Raw genomic sequence first — 16,741 nt, forward strand, 5'->3', positions numbered from 1 at the left:
CCCGACAGAACCGGGATGTTGTCCAGGATGTGGGAGAGCGGCTCGTCGCCCTTGGCCTGGGTGGAGTTCTCGGCGCACTGCTGGTTCTGCGGGTTGGAGAGGACGTTGATGTCCTGGACGCCCACGTTCGCGAGGATGGCGACGAGCGACTGAGCGTTGACCTTGACCGGCAGGCCGATGCACGGCTTGTTCGCCGTGCCCTGGATCACGGAGAGCTGCGGGCTCTTGTCGCCGTGCGTCTTCTGGTTGCCGTACGCCTGCACGGCGCCGTTGCCGTTGACGGTGTTGATCCCGTTGTCGTTGCCGATGGCCATGGCCGGGGCGGCCATGGCGCCACCGGCGCCGATGGCGGCAGCAGTGGTGACAGCGGTGACCATCATCTTCTTCAGCATTGCCTGGTAATCCTTCGCTGGAGCGGGGCGGTACCCGTCGGGTGATTCGCCCTGGCAACGGCTGTGAGCGGTACACGTAGCGGTAAGTCACCCGTTTGCAGGACGGATCCGCTCGGAATGTGCGGGACGGACCCGCTCGGAACGTGGGCAGGACAGGCCCTCAGAAGAGGCAGCTCGCGGCCGTCGGAGTGCCGGCGCGCCGGGCGTCCATCCAGGCGATCGCATCGTCGAGCGGGCCGTCGCCGATGGTGTGGCCTTGGTCGGCGTAGTACTTGAACTCCAGGTCGACGCCCTTGTCGCACAGCTCCCGGGCGAGCGTCTGGTTGAGGTTGCTCAGCACGTCGTTCCCGCCCTGCGGCAACAGCACCGGGACCTTGATGGTGGCCTCGCCGGCGGCGCTGGCCTTCAGCGCGGCGTTGAGGGGTGCCAGATCGGCGCCCGGTCGCAGGACGTCCGAGGCGGGCGGCAGATCGGGGTCGGCGGCCATGCAGGGTTGGGTCCAGATGCGGTCCGCGGCGGCCAGGCCCGCGGGGGTGAGCAGCTCGGCGGGTTTGACCGCCGGGTCGGCCGCAGCGGCCCCGTTGATGAGCAGCAGCAGGATCCCGGTGTAGGTGGTGGCCGTCGCGTCCTGCTGGGCGAACAGGGCGGGCATCCACTCGAATCCGACCGCCGGCGCGTTGGCGACCACGCCCTTGAGGTCGACGTCGGGGGCGTACGCGGCGGCGTGGTGCGCGCTCCACAGTGCCGCGTGCCCGCCCTGCGAGCCGCCGTAGACGAGCGTGGTCGCGGCCGCCCCCTGATCGATCCCGCGGGCGGCGCGGACGATGTCGAGGGTGGCGTACGCGGCGGACTCGCCGTTGAGGTACGGATGTCTGACCCCGGTCACGCCCAGGCCGATGTAGTCGGGCTGTACGACGACGAACCCGCGCGCGAGCAGCTTTCCGACCGGACTCGCGTCCTGCAGCCCGGCGAAGGCCGGGATGCGGGACGGGGCGCACGCCGAACCGATGCCCATGGTGCCGTGGTCCACGGCGGCGACGGGCCGCCCGCCGGCGGGCGCGGTCCCGTCCGGAACGGTCACCAGCCCGGTCGCGGCCACCGGCTTGCCGTCCGTCCCGGTGCTCAGGTACATCACCAGGAAGGTGTGCGACGGCAGCGTCAACGTCGCCTCCGGCGGCGCGTAGGGGCGTTGGCGGATGACCGTGCCGGGCTTTCCCGCGGGCAGCGGGTTCGGCGGGTCGTAGAACGCGTCGCCCTCGGGTACCGGCGCGGACGCGGTCCGCCCTTCAGGGCTCCGCCCCTCCGGGCTCCGGTCGTCACCGTCGCTGGTACAGCCCGACAGCGTCAGCGCCGCGGCGATCGCACCGACGACGGCCCAACGGGCCCACCCGCCGGGGAGATGGTGGCTCGGTCCGTGCGACAAGGAGGAACTCCTCTGCGTACGCGGCTGCCGTGCGGCGCCGCCGGATGGAGGCCGGCCCGGACGGGGAGGAGCGCGGAGGGGCGGGGCCGGGTGGTGGCGCCGTGCGTCAGGAAGGCGGCGGACCGTGCCCTTCGCCGGCCGGCGCCCCGGGAGGCGGGACGACGTCCACGACCAGGGCGACGATGGTGTCGATGACGCTCCCCATGTCCACGCCGGGGTCGAGCAGCCACTGGTGCTGGATGCCGTCGGCAGCGGCCAGGGCGAGCCGGGCGATCGCTTCGGGGGCGATGTCGGGGCGGATGCGACCCTCGCGTTGCAGTGCGGCGAGGCCGTCGCGCAGGGCGATGAGGAGGTCGCCGTTGCGTACCTCGAAGAAGTCGCGCGCCGGGTGGCCGGGGAAGCCGGACGCGGCCGCCATGCTCACGTACAAGCGCACCAGACCGGCCACGTCGCCGCAGCGGCGCAGCGTGGCGGCCATCGAGGAGATCGGGTCCGGGCAGGGCTCACCGGCCGTCCGTTCCCTGGCGATCCGGTCGCGCTCGGCAAGGACCCATATCAACAAGCCCTCGCGGGAGCCGAAGTAGCGCAGGACGCCGGCTTGGGACAGGCCCACGCGGTCGGCGATCTCCTTGATCAGTGCGCCCTTCTCGCCGATCATCGCGAAGACTTCCAGGGCCACCGTCAGGATCTCGTTGCGGCGCAGGACCCCCTTCGCGTAACGGCCGCGCGGTGTACGGATGTTGTCGAGCCGTGCGGCACGCTCCGGGTCCATGCCTGAAACGCTAGTCGAGTTCACTTTTGGCGTCTACGCTTCCCGGCCGGCCAGGCCGCCCCGGCCCTCTCCGGGGAGGGAGAGGGCCGGGGCGCCGTGCGAGTGGTGCAGGATCAGGAAGTGAAGCAGAGGGACTGGCCGGTACCGAAGCCGTAGCAGTCGATGCGGCACGAAGCGGTCGCCGTCGAGCACTGGGCGGCGAAGTCCGCGACCGGCTCACCGGGCTGGGTGGGAGCGCCGAGCTTGGTCACGTTCAGGAACTTGTTGGGCGGCCCGCCGCCGCTCCCGCCGTGTGCGGAGTGGCCATCGAGGTGCCGCTCATCGTCTGCGTGCCCCCGCCCGTCTTGGTGGAGACGATGGAGCCACCCGGAGCGAACATGTCTAGGCAGGAACGGTAGTTGGAGAAGCTGGACCGGGCGTCGTTGCTGTCCGTGGAACCGAGGGTGATGGCCGCGGGCAGGCGCGCCGGGCTGGTGTTGCAGGCGTCCTCGCTGTCGTTGCCCGCCGCGACGGCCACCGGCACGCCCGCGTTGATGACCCCGGCCACGGCGTCGTCGAGCGCACGGTCGGCGCTGCCGCCCAGGGACATGTTGACGACGGCCGGCTTCTTCGCGTTCTTCGCGATCCAGTCCATCCCGGCCGCGATCTGCTCCGTGGAACCGGAACCCTGGCAGTCGAGCACGCGCACCCCGACCAGCTTGACGTTCTTCGCGACGCCGTACGCGCCGCCACCAGTCGGGCCACGTCGGCCTCCCGCGGCGACAGCCCCTCGCCGTACCCGCCCCCGCCGCGCCGGGGCGTCGTCACGTGCCCGCTCCCGCGCAGCGCCCGCCGGCACCGGGCCGCCTCCGATGCGGCCCCGATGCGTTCGAACTCTGCCGCCAGTAGGGCCAGTTCACCTGAATCCGGTACGCATTCCAGGGCCAGCCCCTTGTGCCGGACGCGCGAGTCCCCGGTCGGCCTCGGTGCAGGCCGCCCCGGCCTGACCCCGCGCGAGGTGGATGCGTACCGCCGCGGCGCTCGCGGCGGCCAGGACGGGCGAGGCCGCGTTCTGTCCGGGGCCCCCGCGGGGCCGGGCTGGTTCGTGGTCGGCGACGCCGGCGCGCAGCTGGACCCGGCCTCCTCCCACGGCGTGCTGCGGGCCCTGCTGTCCGGCTGGACGGCAGGCAGCCTCACGGCTGCCGTGGCGGACGGCGCGCTGGACCCCCGCCAGGCCGCAGCCACGTACCGGCAGTGGCTGTACGAGGGCGCGGAGCGCGACATCCACCACCTGGCCGGCACGTACGCGAGGATCGGAGCACAGGGCTTCGGCTGACCGGGCCGAGGTGCGACCCGGGCCGGTCTCCCGGAGCGGAGGGTGCGTCATTGTTCCTGTGGTGGTTTGCCCTCCGCCGCGGAGACCTCCACGAACTCCACCTGTCCCTTGGCGTTGAGGCGCAGGACGGGGACGGCCTTGTTGCGTGGATTGCCGTTGTTCTGGAAGGAGATGAACCCGCTGGCCCCGGCCACCTGCTGGGTGCCGTCCATCTGGTGGAACATCCGGGCCACGGCGTCGCCGACGACCTGACCCTGCCAGTGGGCGGCCATCCGGATGCCGTTGGCCGCGGCGAGGACCGCGTCGTGGCCCATCAGGGCCCCGCCGTCCTCACGGGAGTCGTGCGGGAACCACTGGTCCAGCACTCCGCCCGGCTGGAAGTTCTTCGCGGAGGGCGCCGACACCGCCTGCGGGGCCGCGCGGTACATGTCGGGGTGGGCGAGTCCGGTGTAGAGCACCTCGATGCCCGTCGCCGCGGCGCGGGCGAGCTGCTCGGCGTTCAGGTTGGTCGTGTCGTCGCCCGTGAACACGGTGAACCGCTGCTCGGTGCAGCTGCGGTTGGCGAGCGAATCGAGGAAGTGCGTGAGGTGCAGACCGCGGCCCGCGAAGTAGATGAGTTGGGGATGCTGTTGGCACAACTGGCTGGTCATGTAGTGCAGTTCGTTCTGCCAGGCGCTGCTCACGGAGGAGTCGTAGGTCATGCTCTCGGCGACGAGCTTGTGCTTGTCGCCCTCCTGGAACGCCTTGGTGAAGGCCTTGCCGAGGGTGGCGGCGTAGAGGTCTCCCTTCGCCACGTCCTGGATGACGACGGCGGTGGAGACCCCGCGCCGTTTGAGGTAGCCGGCGCCCGCGTACGCCTCGTCCTCATTGGTGGGGGCGATCCGGACGAAGTTGTCGATGTCCTGGATGCTCGTGGCGGTCAGGGTGGCCCCGACCATGGCGATCCCGTTGTCGGAGAGGCGCTTTATGGCCGCGAGGTTCTCGTCGGTGCTGGGGCCGAGGCCGGCCACCGCGACCAGCCGGTCCGGGGAGTCCTTGCGGGCGATCAGTTCGTCGACGGTGTGCTTCCACTGCGTGGACTTGCTGCCCGGGTTGGCTATCAGCAGCCGGATCTTGGGAGTGGCCTCCAAGTCGCCCTGGTTGTGCCGGTACTGGGCGAGGTAGGCGCCCTGGAGTTCGTGCCGGACGCCCTCGGCGGAGTTGCTGTCGGAGGCGGTGGTGGTGAACGAGGTGAAGTAGGCGACGCTGACGTACGGGTCCTTGTCCGCGTTCGCGAGGACCCGGCGGTTCTCCTCCTCGATCTTCTTGCTGACGGCGTCGAGGTGCGGTGCGAAGACGTACGAGCCGTCGCTCACCCCGACGCATTCGTCGCCCGGTCCCTGTTCCACGACCCCGTCGGCGCACCTGGCGAGGCGTTCCTGGATCCAGCCCGCACCCAACCAGAGCGCCGCGACCAGGGTGACGGCCGCCGCCGTGGCCAACGCGACGCGGCGAACGACGTGCAGCGGCCATTCGAGTCTCGGCATGCGCTCAGCCCTCCCAGCCCGCGGTCTGGGGATCGCGCCAATGACGGTACCGCTCGGCCTCGTTGAACAGGGCCACGATGTCGTTCCTCCGGAGTTGGGACAGCTGGGTGTAGCCGTCGGCGATGAGGTTGACCAGCCGCATGGCGGGGTCGGCGAGCGGATCGCTCCACACCCAGCGCGTGGTCACCAGGGTGTGGATCACGGCCTCCGTGTCCATCACGCGCCCCGGCCGGCGCGGGACGAGCCCGGAGAGCAGCTCCAGCGGTCCGCTGTCGGAGGGCAGACGGTTCGGGGCGGCGGTGATCGCGTCGAGCTCGGAGATCCACTGGGCGGCCGGTACGACGGTGAAGCGCCGGGTCAGATGGGCGGTGACCTCCTCGGTGCGCCCGAGGGCGAGCCGGTGGTACATCTCCTGCACCGGCTTGCCCTCGTCGCGGTAGTACTCCGCGAGGAGTTCGTGCGCGGCGTCCCACCCGTCGGGGCGCGCGGCCAGCCGCCACAGGAGCAGCCGGCGCAGCCACGGGTGGAGTACGGGTACCACGGCAACGGGTCCGGTCAGCAGCCAGCGGGCCCGGATGTCGCCGAACAGGGAGTCGTCGGGGCTGAGCAGCCGGGTGGCCACGGAGAAGTCCCGGGCGGCGGCGCATTCGGCCAGGGCCGTGCGCTGGGTCCCGTCGAGGTCGCGCAGGAGATGGCCGAGGGCGGTGTCGGCGAGCGAGGCGGAGTCCTCCCCGGTGCGCAGCGGCCGGTCGGGCAGGGTGCGCAGCCAACGGTCCTGCTGGGGGCCGGAGTCGGGGAGCGACCCGGCCTGGCGCAGCACGTCGAGCACCTGGTGGACGGCGCGCGGCAGCCCGCCCGTGAGCCGGTGCACGAAGGGGGTGAGGCGGGTGAGCGGGGCCAGGTCGCTGTTCCCGCCGAGCTGGAGCTCGATCCGGATCCGCACCTCGTCCAGATTGAGGTCGCGCAGGCGCAGCGGGTACCACCAGCTGTCCTCGCTGTCCCGGGGCGGCCGATGGGCGTGCCAGTCGGCCAGGGAGGCCCGGTCGGGGCCGCGCAGCTGCCAGGGCCAGGAGTCCCCGGTCGCCGGACCCCAGCGGGGCAACCAGCGGTTCGAGCTGGCGACGACGGTCAGCGGATCGCTGGCGTGCCCGGCCACCACGGTCTGGTCGTGCCGGGAGCGCAGTAACAGGTCGAGGAAGTGACGGCCGTACTCGGTGTGGGCGTTGTCCAGCAGCAGCAGGTAGGAGCGGGGCATGAAGTTGCGGGCGGTGTTGCGCCTGAGGTCTTCCAGGAAGGCCGAGAAGAGGACGAGATCGAGCCGCTCCTGTTCGTTCTCGTCGCCCTCGTGGCGCCACAGGTTGAGCTCCACGAGGGCTTCCATCGGGTCCGCGCTGCGGGTCATGGGGTGGCGCCCGTACCAGTGGGCTCCGGTCGTGAGCCGGCTGCCCAGTCTGCCGCCGAGCAGGCCCGGCACGGTGCGCCGGCCGCGCCGCAGGGCGTCCTGGAAGAGGGCGAGCGCGGCGCTGGAGGCACCCTCGGGCATGCCGACCGCACCCATGCCCACCTCGAAGAAGGCCGCCAGGTAGTCGCCGTGACGGGCCTCGTTCTCCTCCTGGAACCGGTCCAGCTGGCGCTGCACGGCGCGCCGGCCCTCCGCGAGGTTGCGCATGCGCAGCTCCTGGTCGGAGGCGAGCAGGCCGAGGCTGAGCAGCGGGAAGTGGGAGCGGCCGTAGCGGGGCAGCTTGCGTTCCAGTTGGCGGGCCAGGAGTCCGAGGGCGTAGCGCGGCAGCAAGGACTGGGCCCCGCCGAAGTTGACGAAGGCGAAGGGGTAGTGGGGCCCGAAGCGCTCCATGAGCGCGCTGTGCGCTTCGCTGGCTCCGCTACCGGCCGGCCCGAGGAGCATGGTCAGGGGCCGCTCGGCCGCCGGGTTCTCCTTCAGGCACGACTCGACCAGCGACACGATGCCGCTGCGGCCCCGCAGGCCCATGCCCGTACCCGGCTCCATCACGTGTGATCCCCCCAGGACGCGCTTCGAGGACTAGAGCCTGCCATCCGGAGCCGGAGTCAGACAGGGGTTTCCGCTCCTTGATTCCATTCCGGTCGGCGGGACCGGGTGGACGGACCGTGGCGGACGGGCCGCGCAACGGGGCCGGCCTTCGGGGGACCTTCAGTTCAACCGCAGCTCGAACCCGCTGCGGGGGAGGGTCGGCATGCGGGACAGGGGGATCGTCAGGTCCTGGTCGGGGACGCTGTAGTCCAGGCGCGCCAGCTCGCCGGCGAGGGTGGCGAGCGCGGTCACGGTGATGTCCTCGCCGGGACAGGGGTGATCGCGGGCCGGGTCTGCGCCGTCCTGCGGGACGAGGTCGTCCAGCGGGGCGCGGGGGCCCCGGGAATGGGCGAACCGGTGCGGGTCGAACCGGTACGGCTGCTCCCACAGGGCGGGGTCGTGGTTCTGGCCGTACAGGTCCAGCAGGACGAGCGAGTCCCTCGGGATGTCGTGGCCGTGCCAGGTCAGGTCCTGGGCGGCGAGTCCGCCCGCGAAGGGGGCGAAGGGGTAGAAACGCCGTACCTCGCGTGCGAACGCCTCGGCGTAGTGCCCGTCGGCATCGGCGCGCAGCAGCTCGCGATGGTGGGGCCAGCGGTGCAGGGCGTGGGCGGCGAACGTGGCGAACCAGGCGACCGCGACGGTCGGCCTGATGACGTCGAGCAGTGCCACGGCTGCCGTGTGGAGGTCCAGGAGGTTCCCGTCCAGGTCCCGGTGCCATGCCACCGTCGCCAGGGCCGAGTGCCCGGCCTCCGCTTCCGGAGCGCGCCGGACCTCGGAGATCAGGGCGCCCTGGGCTTCCTCCTGGCGGCGGCGCGCCCGGCGGGCGCGCAGGTACCGGGGGCCCGGGGCGGCGAAGCCGTCGACCATGGCGGTGCAGTCCCGCGCCAGCACGGCGGCCGCCGGGGCGGACAGGGTCACGCCGGCCCAGTCGCAGACGGCCAGCGCGAGCACCTCGGCGGCCTCGTCGAAGAGCACCACGCGCTCGAGCCGCCGGCCGGCCATCGCCCGGCGCCACCGTCCTGCGACGTGCCCGCCCAGCGCGGCGACGCCGGAGCCGTCCTCGAAGAGGGCGGTGAACACGGCCTTGCGGACCCGGTGCGCGTCCCCGTCGGGGGTGGGGGCGGCGCCCTGTCCGAACAGCGTGTCCAGGACGGGATCCGGCAGGGCCGCGGCCCGTACCACGTGCTTCTCGTCGTAGAAGAAGTCGACCGCGTCCGGCCCGTGCAGTGCGGTGGTGGGCCGGCCCAGCAGACGGGTCCTGACCGTGTCGTCGTCGGAGTCCCGCATCCGGTTGGGCAGCCAGGCGTAGCCGTGGGTCAGCAGGCCGAGGGTGCTGTCGTTCCAAGGGGTCACGGGATGCCCGACCCCGGAAATCTTGGAGGAAGACATGCTTCGCGCGTACCCGACTCCGGCCGGCGCACACCTGGGGTGCCGCTGTGCCCGGCCCTGTCCCCGCCGGTGCCGCGGTCCGGCCGCGTGCGCCGTCGGAGGGCCGATCAGTCCTCGTCGGCTCCGGCCGCAGACTCCATCGTGGCCACGCGCCGCTTGACGACGACGGTGGCCGCGACCGCGCTGAGGGCGAACGCCACCGCGATGACGGCGGGACGGTCGAGCCGGTGCCGGCTGAGGTGGTCGAGGGAGATGCGCCCCGGGCCCGTAACGCCGAGGGAGGCGGCGACGGTGCCGAGCAGGGCCGGGTACTCGAAGCCGCCTCCTTGGGCGAAGAAGCCGGCGGGAGCGTGGACCGAGACGGCCCCTGCCATGGCGCCCGCCGCAGCGGCGCCCGCCGCGGGGGTGGCGAGACCCAGCGCGAGCAGGGCACCGCCACCCGCCTCGCCGAGCCCGGCGGCGATGGCGCTCCGCCTGCCCGGAGCGAAGCCCATGTGCTCCATCGCCCGGGCCGTGCCTTCGATGCCGCCACCGCCGAACCAGCCGAAGAGCTTCTGCGTTCCGTGTGCCATCAGGACCCCGCCTGCCGCGAGGCGCAGGGAAAGCAGTCCGAGGTCCTTGCGGAGGGTGAAGTGCATGGGGCGGCCTTTCGACAGGAAGGGGGTCGGCGGAATGTGTTCCACACCTTCCGCGCCGCCACACCGCACCCGCGGCGAACGAGGTGGCCGCCGTCGGGGGCCGGCCCCACGTCTGCTCGGGTCTTGTAGGAGTGTGTACGCCGATATGCGGCGGTTGGATGCTCCAGGTGCAGCAGTGCAGCAGTGCAGCGTTGTCCCCGGCCGAGTGAGGCGCCGTGGTTCTCAAGACCACCCCGGCGAATCCGGCCGGTCTCCTTCGGGCTCCCGGAGGGCTGAGCCCCCGGCTCCGCCCGGCCGTCGAGGCCTTGGAGGGCGGCGGCATCAACATGCGCCGGGCCCCGGAGGACTGGCTGGTCAAGGGCCGCGCGGGCGGCGAGGAGATCGACCTCATCTCTGAAACGCACGGCTCCCGCGCCGTAGTCCGGGGCTGCGTCCCCGACGAGCAGTGCCGGACGGCCGTCCTGCGCATCGCGGGTGAGGAACTGACGGGCCTCGACTGGTACGAAGACCTCACCGTGAGCCGCCCCCGGGCGCCCGACCATTCCGAGGACCTGCCGTGATCCGCGTGGCGGCCGTCGGGAACATCCACCTCGGACCGGACAGCGCCGGGCTGCTGCGGCCCGCCTCCGACACCCCCGGCGCCTGCGCGGACGTACGGGCTGCCGGTGCCCGTCGTCGCGGTCCTCGGGAACCACGACGACCAGAGCGACCAACAGGATGCCGTCACCCGGGAGCTGAGGGCGGCGGGCGTACACGTCCTGGAGTGCGAGGGGGTCACCCTCCAACTCGCCGGTACGACCGTGGGCGTCGCGGGGACCAAGGGTTTCTGCGGAGGGTTCGCCGGGTGCAGCGGCAGCGAGTTCGGCGAACCGGAGACGAAGGCGTTCATCCGCTACACCCGCGCCCGTACCCGACGCCCTTTGCGGGCCGGGCCGCGGGAGATCTACCCCTTCCTCGGCAGCTGCCTGCTCGCCGAGGCGATGGACGAGCAGGGCGCCGACCTGGCCGTTCACGGCCACGCTCACCTCGGCACCGAACACGGGATGACAGCCGGCGGGATCAGGGTCCGCAACGTCGCCATGCCCTGGACGGATGCTCGAACGTCATGTCCATCTGCCCGCGGACGCCCGCGGACGGAGTTCGACGCGGTCGGCATGTGCGAGGTGTGGAGGTTTCGTCTTCTCACAGCGGGTAGCCGAAGGGGGCGACGACCCTATGGAACCGCTCGATGGAGGCGGCACATGTCTACGAACACACTCATAGCGATCATCGTTGCGGCCGTTGTCGTGGTCGTGGCACTGACGTTGATCTTCGCCATGCTGACGCGCCGGCGCCACCTGCGCGACCGCTTCGGGCCGGAGTACGAGCGGACCGTCGAGGAGAAGGGCGGCGCGCTGGCCGCGGAGCGCGAACTGCGCGCCCGCGAGCAGCGGCACGACCGGCTGGAGATCAAGGAGCTCCCCGCCGAGCGGCGCCGTCAGTACGCCGACGAGTGGACCACCGTGCAAGAACACTTCGTGGACCGGCCGGACGGCTCCGTGGCCGAAGCGGACGAACTGGTGTCGCGCTTGATGAGCGAGCGCGGCTACCCCACCGACGGGTACGGCGGACAACTGCGCGACCTGTCCGTCGACCACGCGGGCACGCTGGACCACTACCGCTCCGCCCACGACGTCAAGGTACGAAGCGCCGACGGGCGGGCGACCACCGAGGAACTCCGGGGAGCGATGGTGCACTACCGCGCCCTCTTCACGGAGCTGCTCACGGACGAGAGGAACCGGTGACATGGAGATCCGTTCGGACAGCGAGGGCCGACCCTCGCAGGCCGGTTTGACCACGGAAGACCTCGCACATCCCGTGAAGGAGGACGAGGAGGGAGTCCCGATGTACCCGGGAGAGGCCACCCAGGACCGTGAGGTCCTCGAGAACCCCGAGGCTCGGGAGGACCCGGAAGTCCGCGAGGACCGCGCGGGCTACGAGGGCGGCTCAGGCTATGAGAACCGCGACCTTCGCGGGGACGGAGAGGTGCGCGACGAGGACACGCCGGCCCCGGAGGAGGAACGTACGGTTGCCCCCACCGGCGCGGACACGCCGGCAGCGGCTCCCGAGGGTGACTCGGAACCGCTCCTCGGCACCGCCGACACTCAGCAGTTCCGCCAGGCGTGGAGCGACGTCCAAGGCCACTTCGTCGACGATCCCCAGGGCGCGGTGAGGTCCGCGGACGCCCTGGTGGCCGAGGTCATGCAGACCCTGGCCGGCAGCTTCGCCGGGCGCAAGCAGGAGCTGGAGGCCCAGTGGGGCCGGGGCGAGGAAGTGGAGACGGAGGACCTGCGGCAGGCGTTGCAGCACTACCGCTCCTTCTTCAACCGCCTGCTCAAGACCTGAGCGCGGCGGAACGCGGAGTCAGAACGCGGCGGAACGCGGAGTCAGAATCCGCCCCGGAACCGCATTCCGAGGGGCCGGCCGTCGGGGTCGACCAGGGCGTGGTGCAGCGGGGTCGCGAGCAGGCGCCGGACGGTCGGCAGCCGCGGAGCGACGTAGCGGCGCAAGCGGCCCGCAGGACGCGGGCCGCGGCGCCCGGCCGCGTGCCAGGCGTCCAGCGCCGCGGCGGCTTCGATGAACCGGTCGAACGCGGTCGACGGATCGCACAGTGCTTCCGCCGACCGCGTTTCCGCCGACCGCGCTTCTTCTGAGAGCGCTCCCTCCCTCCGCGGGTCGACCTCCGGCCCGTACCCGCCACCCGCGCCCGCGTCGAGGTGTTCGCGCATCAGCTCCAGGCGCAGCTCCCGGGCGAACGGGCGGGCCCCGTCCCCGAGTCCGCCCGGGTCGCGCGGCCGTCTCGGATCGGCGGCCCGGTCGAGGACGGTGCAGCTCAGCTCGGAGTCGTGCGTCCACGAGCGCATGTTGACGTTGTCGGATCCGACGGCGGCCCAGACGTCGTCGATCACGCACACCTTGGCATGCACGTAGACAGGGGTCCCGGCATGGTTCTCCAGCCCGAACACCGCGACCCGGTCTCCTCCGGCGCGGCGCAGTTCCTCCAGGGCGGTGATCCGTCCGATCAGGTTCATGGGTCCGGTGAGCAGGCCGTCCTGCTCCGGAACGGAGGGAATGACGGCGGCCAGCCGCAGCTGCGGATGCGCACGCAGTGCGCCGGCGAAGCAGTCCACGACGCGCGGGGACCAGAGGTACTGGTCCTCGAGGTAGATCAGCGTACGGGCCCGTAGCAGCGCCTTGAGGTAGCCCCGGGCGATGCTGCGCTCACCGTCGGGGGCGAAGGGGTAGCCGCGCAGCAGACGGTTCGGATAGGTGCGCAGCACTTGGACGGCGTGCGTGCCGCAGGGCGGGGGATCGGGCTCCTGCAGCGGCAGCTCGTCCGCAGTGGTGTCCTCCCGGACCAGCCGTTCGCGCAGGCGGATCAGTGGACTGCGGCTGAGCGGCGCGGGATCCTCCCAGCGTTCGCGGAAGACGGCTTCGATGTCGCCGACGACCGGCCCCCGCAGGGCGAGCTGGACGTCGTGCCACGGGGGGTGCGGACCGTACCGGGGCGCCAGGGGCAGCGATTGGCGGTCGCCGCGGTGGTCGGCGTCGTCGTTGCGGTTGTGGCAGAGGTCGATCCCGCCGACGTACGCGACATCGCGCTCCGGACGGCCGGGGTGCCGCAGCACCACCATCTTCTGGTGGTGCGAGCCGCCGGGCCGCACACGGAGGTCGAGCAGGCACTCACCACCCGCCGCTTCGACGTCCTCGCTGAGGGAACGGTTCTCCTCCTCGCTGAACCGGAAGCCGTCCAGGTGGGACCGCCACATCAGGCCCTTGACGATGACACCGCCCTCGGCCGCCGCGCCCAGTACGGCCGCGATCTCCGTACCGGGTCCGCGGAGCCGCTCGTCGGGATCGCCGCGCCAGTCGGTGAACAGGAGCAGGTCGCCGGCGCGCATCGCCCGGATCCGCTCGAGGAGCTCGGCGAAGTACACGGCGCCGTGTACGAGCGGCCTGGCCTCGTTGCCCTCGGACCAAGCCGCCCCGTCCGCCCGGCGGTCCTCCAGCCGGGTGGCGGTATTGCCGCGTTCTCCAGGTGCCAGGAGCCAATCCGAAGCGGGCATGGCAAGTCCTCCACTCACACGAGTACCCGCTTCCCACCCTGCCACTCGGGACGGTGGGCCGCACCGGCCCGGGGCTTGCGGCCCGCGTCCGCGGCCTGGGTCCCGGGGTCCCGGGGTGCCGCTGAGCCCCGCACGGTCCAGCCTGGAGGGAGTTCTCCTACACGACGACTCGGAGGAACTCCACCGTGGACCGTCCTCTGCCCCGAGTGCGCGGATGGCTCGGGCGCCTGAAGCAGAGCGCCGCCGGGCTCGGCGAGCGCCGGGCCCGGCTCCATGCCCAACGCGAGGCGGAGGCTGCCGGAGCGTGGGAAGAAACGGCTGAGCCGGAGCCGTCGGACGGGCCCGGCCCCGGAGCGAGGGACCCCGCGGCCGCGGTGCCCTGGGGGGTACGGGTGGCCGCGGAGGCCGGCTGGCGGTTCCTGGTGCTCGCCGCAACCGTCTGGGTGCTGATGCGGGTCATCGGGGCGGTACGGCTGGTCGCCCTCGCCTTCGTCGTCGCGCTCCTGGTCACCGCACTGCTCCAGCCGACGGTCGCACGGCTGCACCGGAGCGGACTGTCCCGGGGCGCGGCGACGGCCCTGACCGCGACCTGCGGATTCGTGATGCTCGGACTGGTCGGATGGTTCGTCGTCTGGCAGGTGCTCGACAACCTCGACAACCTCTCGGACCGGGTTCAGGAGGGCATCGGAGAACTCAAACAGTGGCTGATCGACAGTCCGCTGCACGTCACGGAACAACAGATCAACGACATCGCCGACAGTCTGAGCGACAGCGTCGGCACCAGTACGAGCGAGATCACCTCCACCGGCCTCCAGGGCGTGACCGTCCTGGTGGAGGTGATCACCGGACTGCTGCTCGCCATGTTCGCCACCCTCTTCCTGCTGTACGACGGCAAGCGCATCTGGCAGTGGACCCTGCGGCTCGTCCCCGCGGCGGCCCGCCCGGGGGTCGCCGGTGCCGGTCCCCGCGCCTGGCGGACCCTCACCGCCTACGTGCGCGGCACCATGATCGTCGCGATGATCGACGCGGTGTTCATCGGCGTGGGCATCTACTTCCTGGGCGTACCGCTCGCCGTTCCGATCGGCGTGGTGATCTTCCTGTCCTCCTTCGTGCCCCTCGTGGGCGCCGTCGTCTCCGGCGCACTGGCGGTCGTCGTCGCTCTCGTCACGGAAGGGGTCTTCACCGCCCTGATGGCGCTGATGGTCGTCCTCGTGGTGCAGCAGATCGAAGGACACGTGCTCCAGCCGTTCATCCTGGGCAGGGCCGTGCGGGTCCACCCGCTGGCCGTCGTCCTGGCCGTCGCCACGGGCGGCACCATCGCGGGAATCGGCGGGGCCGTCGTGGCGGTTCCGCTCGTCGCCGTGACCAATACGGTGGTCACCCACCTCCGGTCCCACCCCGCCCGTGCCGTCGCGAGCGCGGGGCCCTCGGCGCCCCCGTCCGGCGCCCCGCCGGAGGATCGGCAGACGGGAGCGGAGGACGCCCCGGACCCGCCTGCTCCACGGCAGAACCCCGCGGACGAGGGGTGACCGAACCGGTGGCCGGCGCAGCGCCCACGGTGCTCTGCTCGCCGCGGAGGAGCTGATCGCCGTCAGCTGGCCGGAGCCGGGGACGCCGGCGCGGAGCGGATGATCACCACCCCGAGGTCAGGTGCGCAGGCGGCTGTTGCCTTCCTCGTGGCCGTCGGCGGCCGGCTCGTCGAACCAGTAGTCGCCGGCCGCGAGGTAGCGGAAGCTGTGGGTGGCCTTGGCCGGGAGGGCCACGGTCACGGCGCGCATTCCGTCGGTCCGGGGTTCGAGGACGTGGGCACCGGGATGCCAGTCGTTGAACGTACCGACGACGCTCACCGGCCCGGGCGGGAGGTCTCCGGGAAGTACGAAGGTGACGTCGGTGGTGTGCTTGCGGCGCTTGCGCTCCAGCACGGACTGCTCCTCTTCTCAGGGCGGGCGGTGCCCGCCGACCGGGGCCAGCCTGACGACCACCGGCCGTTCCGGCTGACGACGCGCCGCACGGGCACCCGCATCACCCCGTCCGGAGCAGATCCGGTCGCCCGAATCCCCGGCGGCCCCATCGGCCCGTCATCGGCCCACCGGCCCGCAGCCGAATGAACCTGCCCCGCCTGGGCAGACGCCGGGCCGACAGGGCGGAAGGAACAGGGGCAGGAGGTGGTCGCCATGGCCTCCGTCGGCAGGCAGCACGGGCTCGGCGGCATGCGGGCGGCCGACCGGCACGGGCGCAAGGCCGCCCGGCGATGGCGGCACGACGGCTCCGAAGCGCGGTGGGCGCGCAGCGACCTGCGGCTGCGGCGCATCCTGTCGATGGCGTTCGCGCCGCTGTTCACGGCCGGTGGCACCCTCTTCGTCCTGCTGGCCCTGCGCGCCGACGATCAGGGAACTCCGTCCCGGGCGCTGTGCATGGTCCTGGCCGCCGTCTGCTTCCTGATGGCCGGTGTGGCGCTCCTCGACCTGTACGTGATCAAACGCCGGAGTCGAGAGCAGCAGCGCTGGCACCACGACACGTGAACCCGCCCGGCGCCGCCTCAAGCGGGCCAGGTGCCGGTCAGGCGTTTGGCGGCCACGGCGCCGCCGCGGTCGATCGCGGCCTTGACCGCGGCGAACACGGCACCCTGGAGGGCCGCGGCGATGAGGATCTCCCGCCACGAACGGTCCTCGTCGGTCGCGCTCGGCGCGTCGTCCTCGTGGCCGAGACGCTTCCAGATCTGCTTGAAGGCCACACCGGCCAGCAGACCCCCCGTGGCACCGAGCGCCAGACCCACGGGTTTGTAGGCGATCTTCGAGGTCTCCACCACTGCCTCCACTCCGTAGCCGTCCCTCCCGGCGCCTGCCCCGAGCCGCTCGCGGCTAACGCGCGGAGCCGCGCGGGCAGGTTTACGGAAAGGGCATTCGGACAGACGCACCCCGTCAGATGATCGCCAACGATCGGAGTGAGAGCCGTGTCGGGTGAGCAGAAGATGAAGGCCAAGAAGGAACAGGCAAAGGGCAAGGCCAAGGAAGCGATGGGCCGCACCGTCGGCAACGAGCGACTCACCGCAGAGGGGCGCGCGGAGCAGATGAAGGGCGATGCCCGCCAGGCCAAGGAAAAGGCCAAGGACGTCCTCAAGGACTAGCTCGGC

General features: G+C 72.0%; 19 protein-coding genes and 1 pseudogene. 8 read left to right on the forward strand and 12 right to left on the reverse strand.

Features of this window, described 5'->3' with window-relative positions; all coding sequences use genetic code 11:
* The 5 genes from ACFVX6_RS38200 to ACFVX6_RS38220 form a co-directional block, all read right to left on the reverse strand.
* Positions 1-392: rodlin (locus ACFVX6_RS38200; protein ID WP_389699192.1), on the reverse strand; the 392-nt coding region annotated here is incomplete at its 3' end.
* Between the two features lie 160 nt (positions 393-552).
* Complete coding sequence (locus ACFVX6_RS38205) at positions 553-1,815, reverse strand: lipase family protein (RefSeq protein ID WP_389699193.1); 1,263 nt, start codon at positions 1,813-1,815, stop codon at positions 553-555.
* 106 nt (positions 1,816-1,921) lie between these two features.
* Entirely contained in the window at positions 1,922-2,587 is a 666-nt protein-coding gene (locus ACFVX6_RS38210) for a TetR/AcrR family transcriptional regulator (protein WP_389699194.1), read from the reverse strand.
* Between the two features lie 113 nt (positions 2,588-2,700).
* On the reverse strand, positions 2,701-2,838 hold the full coding sequence (locus ACFVX6_RS38215; RefSeq protein WP_389699195.1) for a hypothetical protein: 138 nt from the start codon (positions 2,836-2,838) through the stop codon (positions 2,701-2,703).
* 2 nt (positions 2,839-2,840) lie between these two features.
* Positions 2,841-3,425, reverse strand: coding sequence for a S8 family peptidase (locus tag ACFVX6_RS38220; RefSeq protein WP_389699196.1), 585 nt, complete (start codon positions 3,423-3,425; stop codon positions 2,841-2,843).
* A gap of 159 nt (positions 3,426-3,584) precedes the next feature.
* Between ACFVX6_RS38220 and ACFVX6_RS38225 the strand changes: the two genes are divergently transcribed.
* Entirely contained in the window at positions 3,585-3,902 is a 318-nt protein-coding gene (locus tag ACFVX6_RS38225) for an NAD(P)/FAD-dependent oxidoreductase (RefSeq protein WP_389699197.1), read from the forward strand.
* A gap of 47 nt (positions 3,903-3,949) precedes the next feature.
* Here the strand turns inward: ACFVX6_RS38225 and ACFVX6_RS38230 are convergent, their stop codons facing one another.
* The 4 genes from ACFVX6_RS38230 to ACFVX6_RS38245 all read right to left on the reverse strand — a co-directional run bounded on the left by ACFVX6_RS38230 (position 3,950) and on the right by ACFVX6_RS38245 (position 9,502).
* Positions 3,950-5,428: a branched-chain amino acid ABC transporter substrate-binding protein gene (locus ACFVX6_RS38230; protein ID WP_389699198.1), complete on the reverse strand. Its 1,479-nt coding sequence runs from the start codon at positions 5,426-5,428 to the stop codon at positions 3,950-3,952.
* Positions 5,429-5,432: 4 nt separating this feature from the next.
* Positions 5,433-7,433: a hypothetical protein gene (locus ACFVX6_RS38235; RefSeq protein ID WP_389699199.1), complete on the reverse strand. Its 2,001-nt coding sequence runs from the start codon at positions 7,431-7,433 to the stop codon at positions 5,433-5,435.
* Positions 7,434-7,595: 162 nt separating this feature from the next.
* The gene (locus ACFVX6_RS38240; RefSeq protein WP_389699200.1) at positions 7,596-8,864 is read right to left on the reverse strand and encodes a cytochrome P450; all 1,269 of its coding nucleotides are present in this window, start codon (positions 8,862-8,864) and stop codon (positions 7,596-7,598) included.
* A gap of 107 nt (positions 8,865-8,971) precedes the next feature.
* Positions 8,972-9,502, reverse strand: a complete 531-nt coding sequence (locus tag ACFVX6_RS38245; protein ID WP_389699201.1) for a DoxX family protein — start codon at positions 9,500-9,502, stop codon at positions 8,972-8,974.
* Positions 9,503-9,717: 215 nt separating this feature from the next.
* Here ACFVX6_RS38245 and ACFVX6_RS38250 point away from each other — a divergent pair, with 215 nt between their 5' ends.
* The 4 genes and pseudogenes from ACFVX6_RS38250 to ACFVX6_RS38265 all read left to right on the forward strand — a co-directional run bounded on the left by ACFVX6_RS38250 (position 9,718) and on the right by ACFVX6_RS38265 (position 11,887).
* Positions 9,718-10,062 carry a hypothetical protein gene (locus tag ACFVX6_RS38250; protein ID WP_389699202.1) on the forward strand — a complete coding sequence of 115 codons (345 nt, stop codon included), beginning with the start codon at positions 9,718-9,720 and terminating at the stop codon, positions 10,060-10,062.
* A pseudogene (locus ACFVX6_RS38255) lies at positions 10,059-10,587 on the forward strand (metallophosphoesterase); the annotation flags it as partial. The gene ACFVX6_RS38250 and the pseudogene ACFVX6_RS38255, both read left to right, overlap by 4 nt.
* A gap of 156 nt (positions 10,588-10,743) precedes the next feature.
* Positions 10,744-11,286 carry a hypothetical protein gene (locus tag ACFVX6_RS38260; RefSeq protein WP_389699207.1) on the forward strand — a complete coding sequence of 181 codons (543 nt, stop codon included), beginning with the start codon at positions 10,744-10,746 and terminating at the stop codon, positions 11,284-11,286.
* A 1-nt stretch (position 11,287) separates the two neighbouring features.
* The gene (locus ACFVX6_RS38265) at positions 11,288-11,887 is read left to right on the forward strand and encodes a hypothetical protein (protein WP_389699203.1); all 600 of its coding nucleotides are present in this window, start codon (positions 11,288-11,290) and stop codon (positions 11,885-11,887) included.
* A gap of 41 nt (positions 11,888-11,928) precedes the next feature.
* Here ACFVX6_RS38265 and ACFVX6_RS38270 read toward each other — a convergent pair whose 3' ends face one another.
* Positions 11,929-13,608 (reverse strand): phospholipase D family protein, encoded by a 1,680-nt coding sequence (locus tag ACFVX6_RS38270; protein ID WP_389699204.1) that lies wholly within the window; start codon positions 13,606-13,608, stop codon positions 11,929-11,931.
* 197 nt (positions 13,609-13,805) lie between these two features.
* Here ACFVX6_RS38270 and ACFVX6_RS38275 point away from each other — a divergent pair, with 197 nt between their 5' ends.
* Positions 13,806-15,137: an AI-2E family transporter gene (locus ACFVX6_RS38275; protein ID WP_389699208.1), complete on the forward strand. Its 1,332-nt coding sequence runs from the start codon at positions 13,806-13,808 to the stop codon at positions 15,135-15,137.
* 117 nt (positions 15,138-15,254) lie between these two features.
* On the opposite strand, the gene ACFVX6_RS38280 is transcribed toward ACFVX6_RS38275, so the two are convergent.
* On the reverse strand, positions 15,255-15,530 hold the full coding sequence (locus ACFVX6_RS38280) for an isoamylase early set domain-containing protein (protein WP_243332813.1): 276 nt from the start codon (positions 15,528-15,530) through the stop codon (positions 15,255-15,257).
* 252 nt (positions 15,531-15,782) lie between these two features.
* On the opposite strand from ACFVX6_RS38280, the gene ACFVX6_RS38285 reads away from it, so the two are divergent.
* Positions 15,783-16,130 carry a hypothetical protein gene (locus ACFVX6_RS38285; RefSeq protein ID WP_389699205.1) on the forward strand — a complete coding sequence of 116 codons (348 nt, stop codon included), beginning with the start codon at positions 15,783-15,785 and terminating at the stop codon, positions 16,128-16,130.
* 17 nt (positions 16,131-16,147) lie between these two features.
* On the opposite strand, the gene ACFVX6_RS38290 is transcribed toward ACFVX6_RS38285, so the two are convergent.
* Positions 16,148-16,414 (reverse strand): DUF4235 domain-containing protein, encoded by a 267-nt coding sequence (locus ACFVX6_RS38290; protein WP_389699206.1) that lies wholly within the window; start codon positions 16,412-16,414, stop codon positions 16,148-16,150.
* Positions 16,415-16,579: 165 nt separating this feature from the next.
* Between ACFVX6_RS38290 and ACFVX6_RS38295 the strand changes: the two genes are divergently transcribed.
* The gene (locus tag ACFVX6_RS38295; RefSeq protein ID WP_284716012.1) at positions 16,580-16,735 is read left to right on the forward strand and encodes a CsbD family protein; all 156 of its coding nucleotides are present in this window, start codon (positions 16,580-16,582) and stop codon (positions 16,733-16,735) included.
* Positions 16,736-16,741: the final 6 nt, after the last annotated feature.

It is taken from the genome of Streptomyces sp. NPDC058289 (genome assembly GCF_042880975.1).
GTDB lineage: Bacteria > Actinomycetota > Actinomycetes > Streptomycetales > Streptomycetaceae > Streptomyces > Streptomyces stoeckheimensis.

What these genes read in the sequence shown, in the direction of transcription:
- ACFVX6_RS38210 (WP_389699194.1), bottom strand. Translation starts at nt 2,587, where the DNA reads ATGGACCCGGAGCGTGCCGCACGGCTCGACAACATCCGTACACCGCGC.
- ACFVX6_RS38230 (WP_389699198.1), bottom strand. Translation starts at nt 5,428, where the DNA reads ATGCCGAGACTCGAATGGCCGCTGCACGTCGTTCGCCGCGTCGCGTTG.
- ACFVX6_RS38235 (WP_389699199.1), bottom strand. Translation starts at nt 7,433, where the DNA reads ATGGAGCCGGGTACGGGCATGGGCCTGCGGGGCCGCAGCGGCATCGTG.
- ACFVX6_RS38240 (WP_389699200.1), bottom strand. Translation starts at nt 8,864, where the DNA reads ATGTCTTCCTCCAAGATTTCCGGGGTCGGGCATCCCGTGACCCCTTGG.
- ACFVX6_RS38245 (WP_389699201.1), bottom strand. Translation starts at nt 9,502, where the DNA reads ATGCACTTCACCCTCCGCAAGGACCTCGGACTGCTTTCCCTGCGCCTC.
- ACFVX6_RS38260 (WP_389699207.1), top strand. Translation starts at nt 10,744, where the DNA reads ATGTCTACGAACACACTCATAGCGATCATCGTTGCGGCCGTTGTCGTG.
- ACFVX6_RS38265 (WP_389699203.1), top strand. Translation starts at nt 11,288, where the DNA reads ATGGAGATCCGTTCGGACAGCGAGGGCCGACCCTCGCAGGCCGGTTTG.
- ACFVX6_RS38270 (WP_389699204.1), bottom strand. Translation starts at nt 13,608, where the DNA reads ATGCCCGCTTCGGATTGGCTCCTGGCACCTGGAGAACGCGGCAATACC.
- ACFVX6_RS38285 (WP_389699205.1), top strand. Translation starts at nt 15,783, where the DNA reads ATGGCCTCCGTCGGCAGGCAGCACGGGCTCGGCGGCATGCGGGCGGCC.
- ACFVX6_RS38295 (WP_284716012.1), top strand. Translation starts at nt 16,580, where the DNA reads ATGAAGGCCAAGAAGGAACAGGCAAAGGGCAAGGCCAAGGAAGCGATG.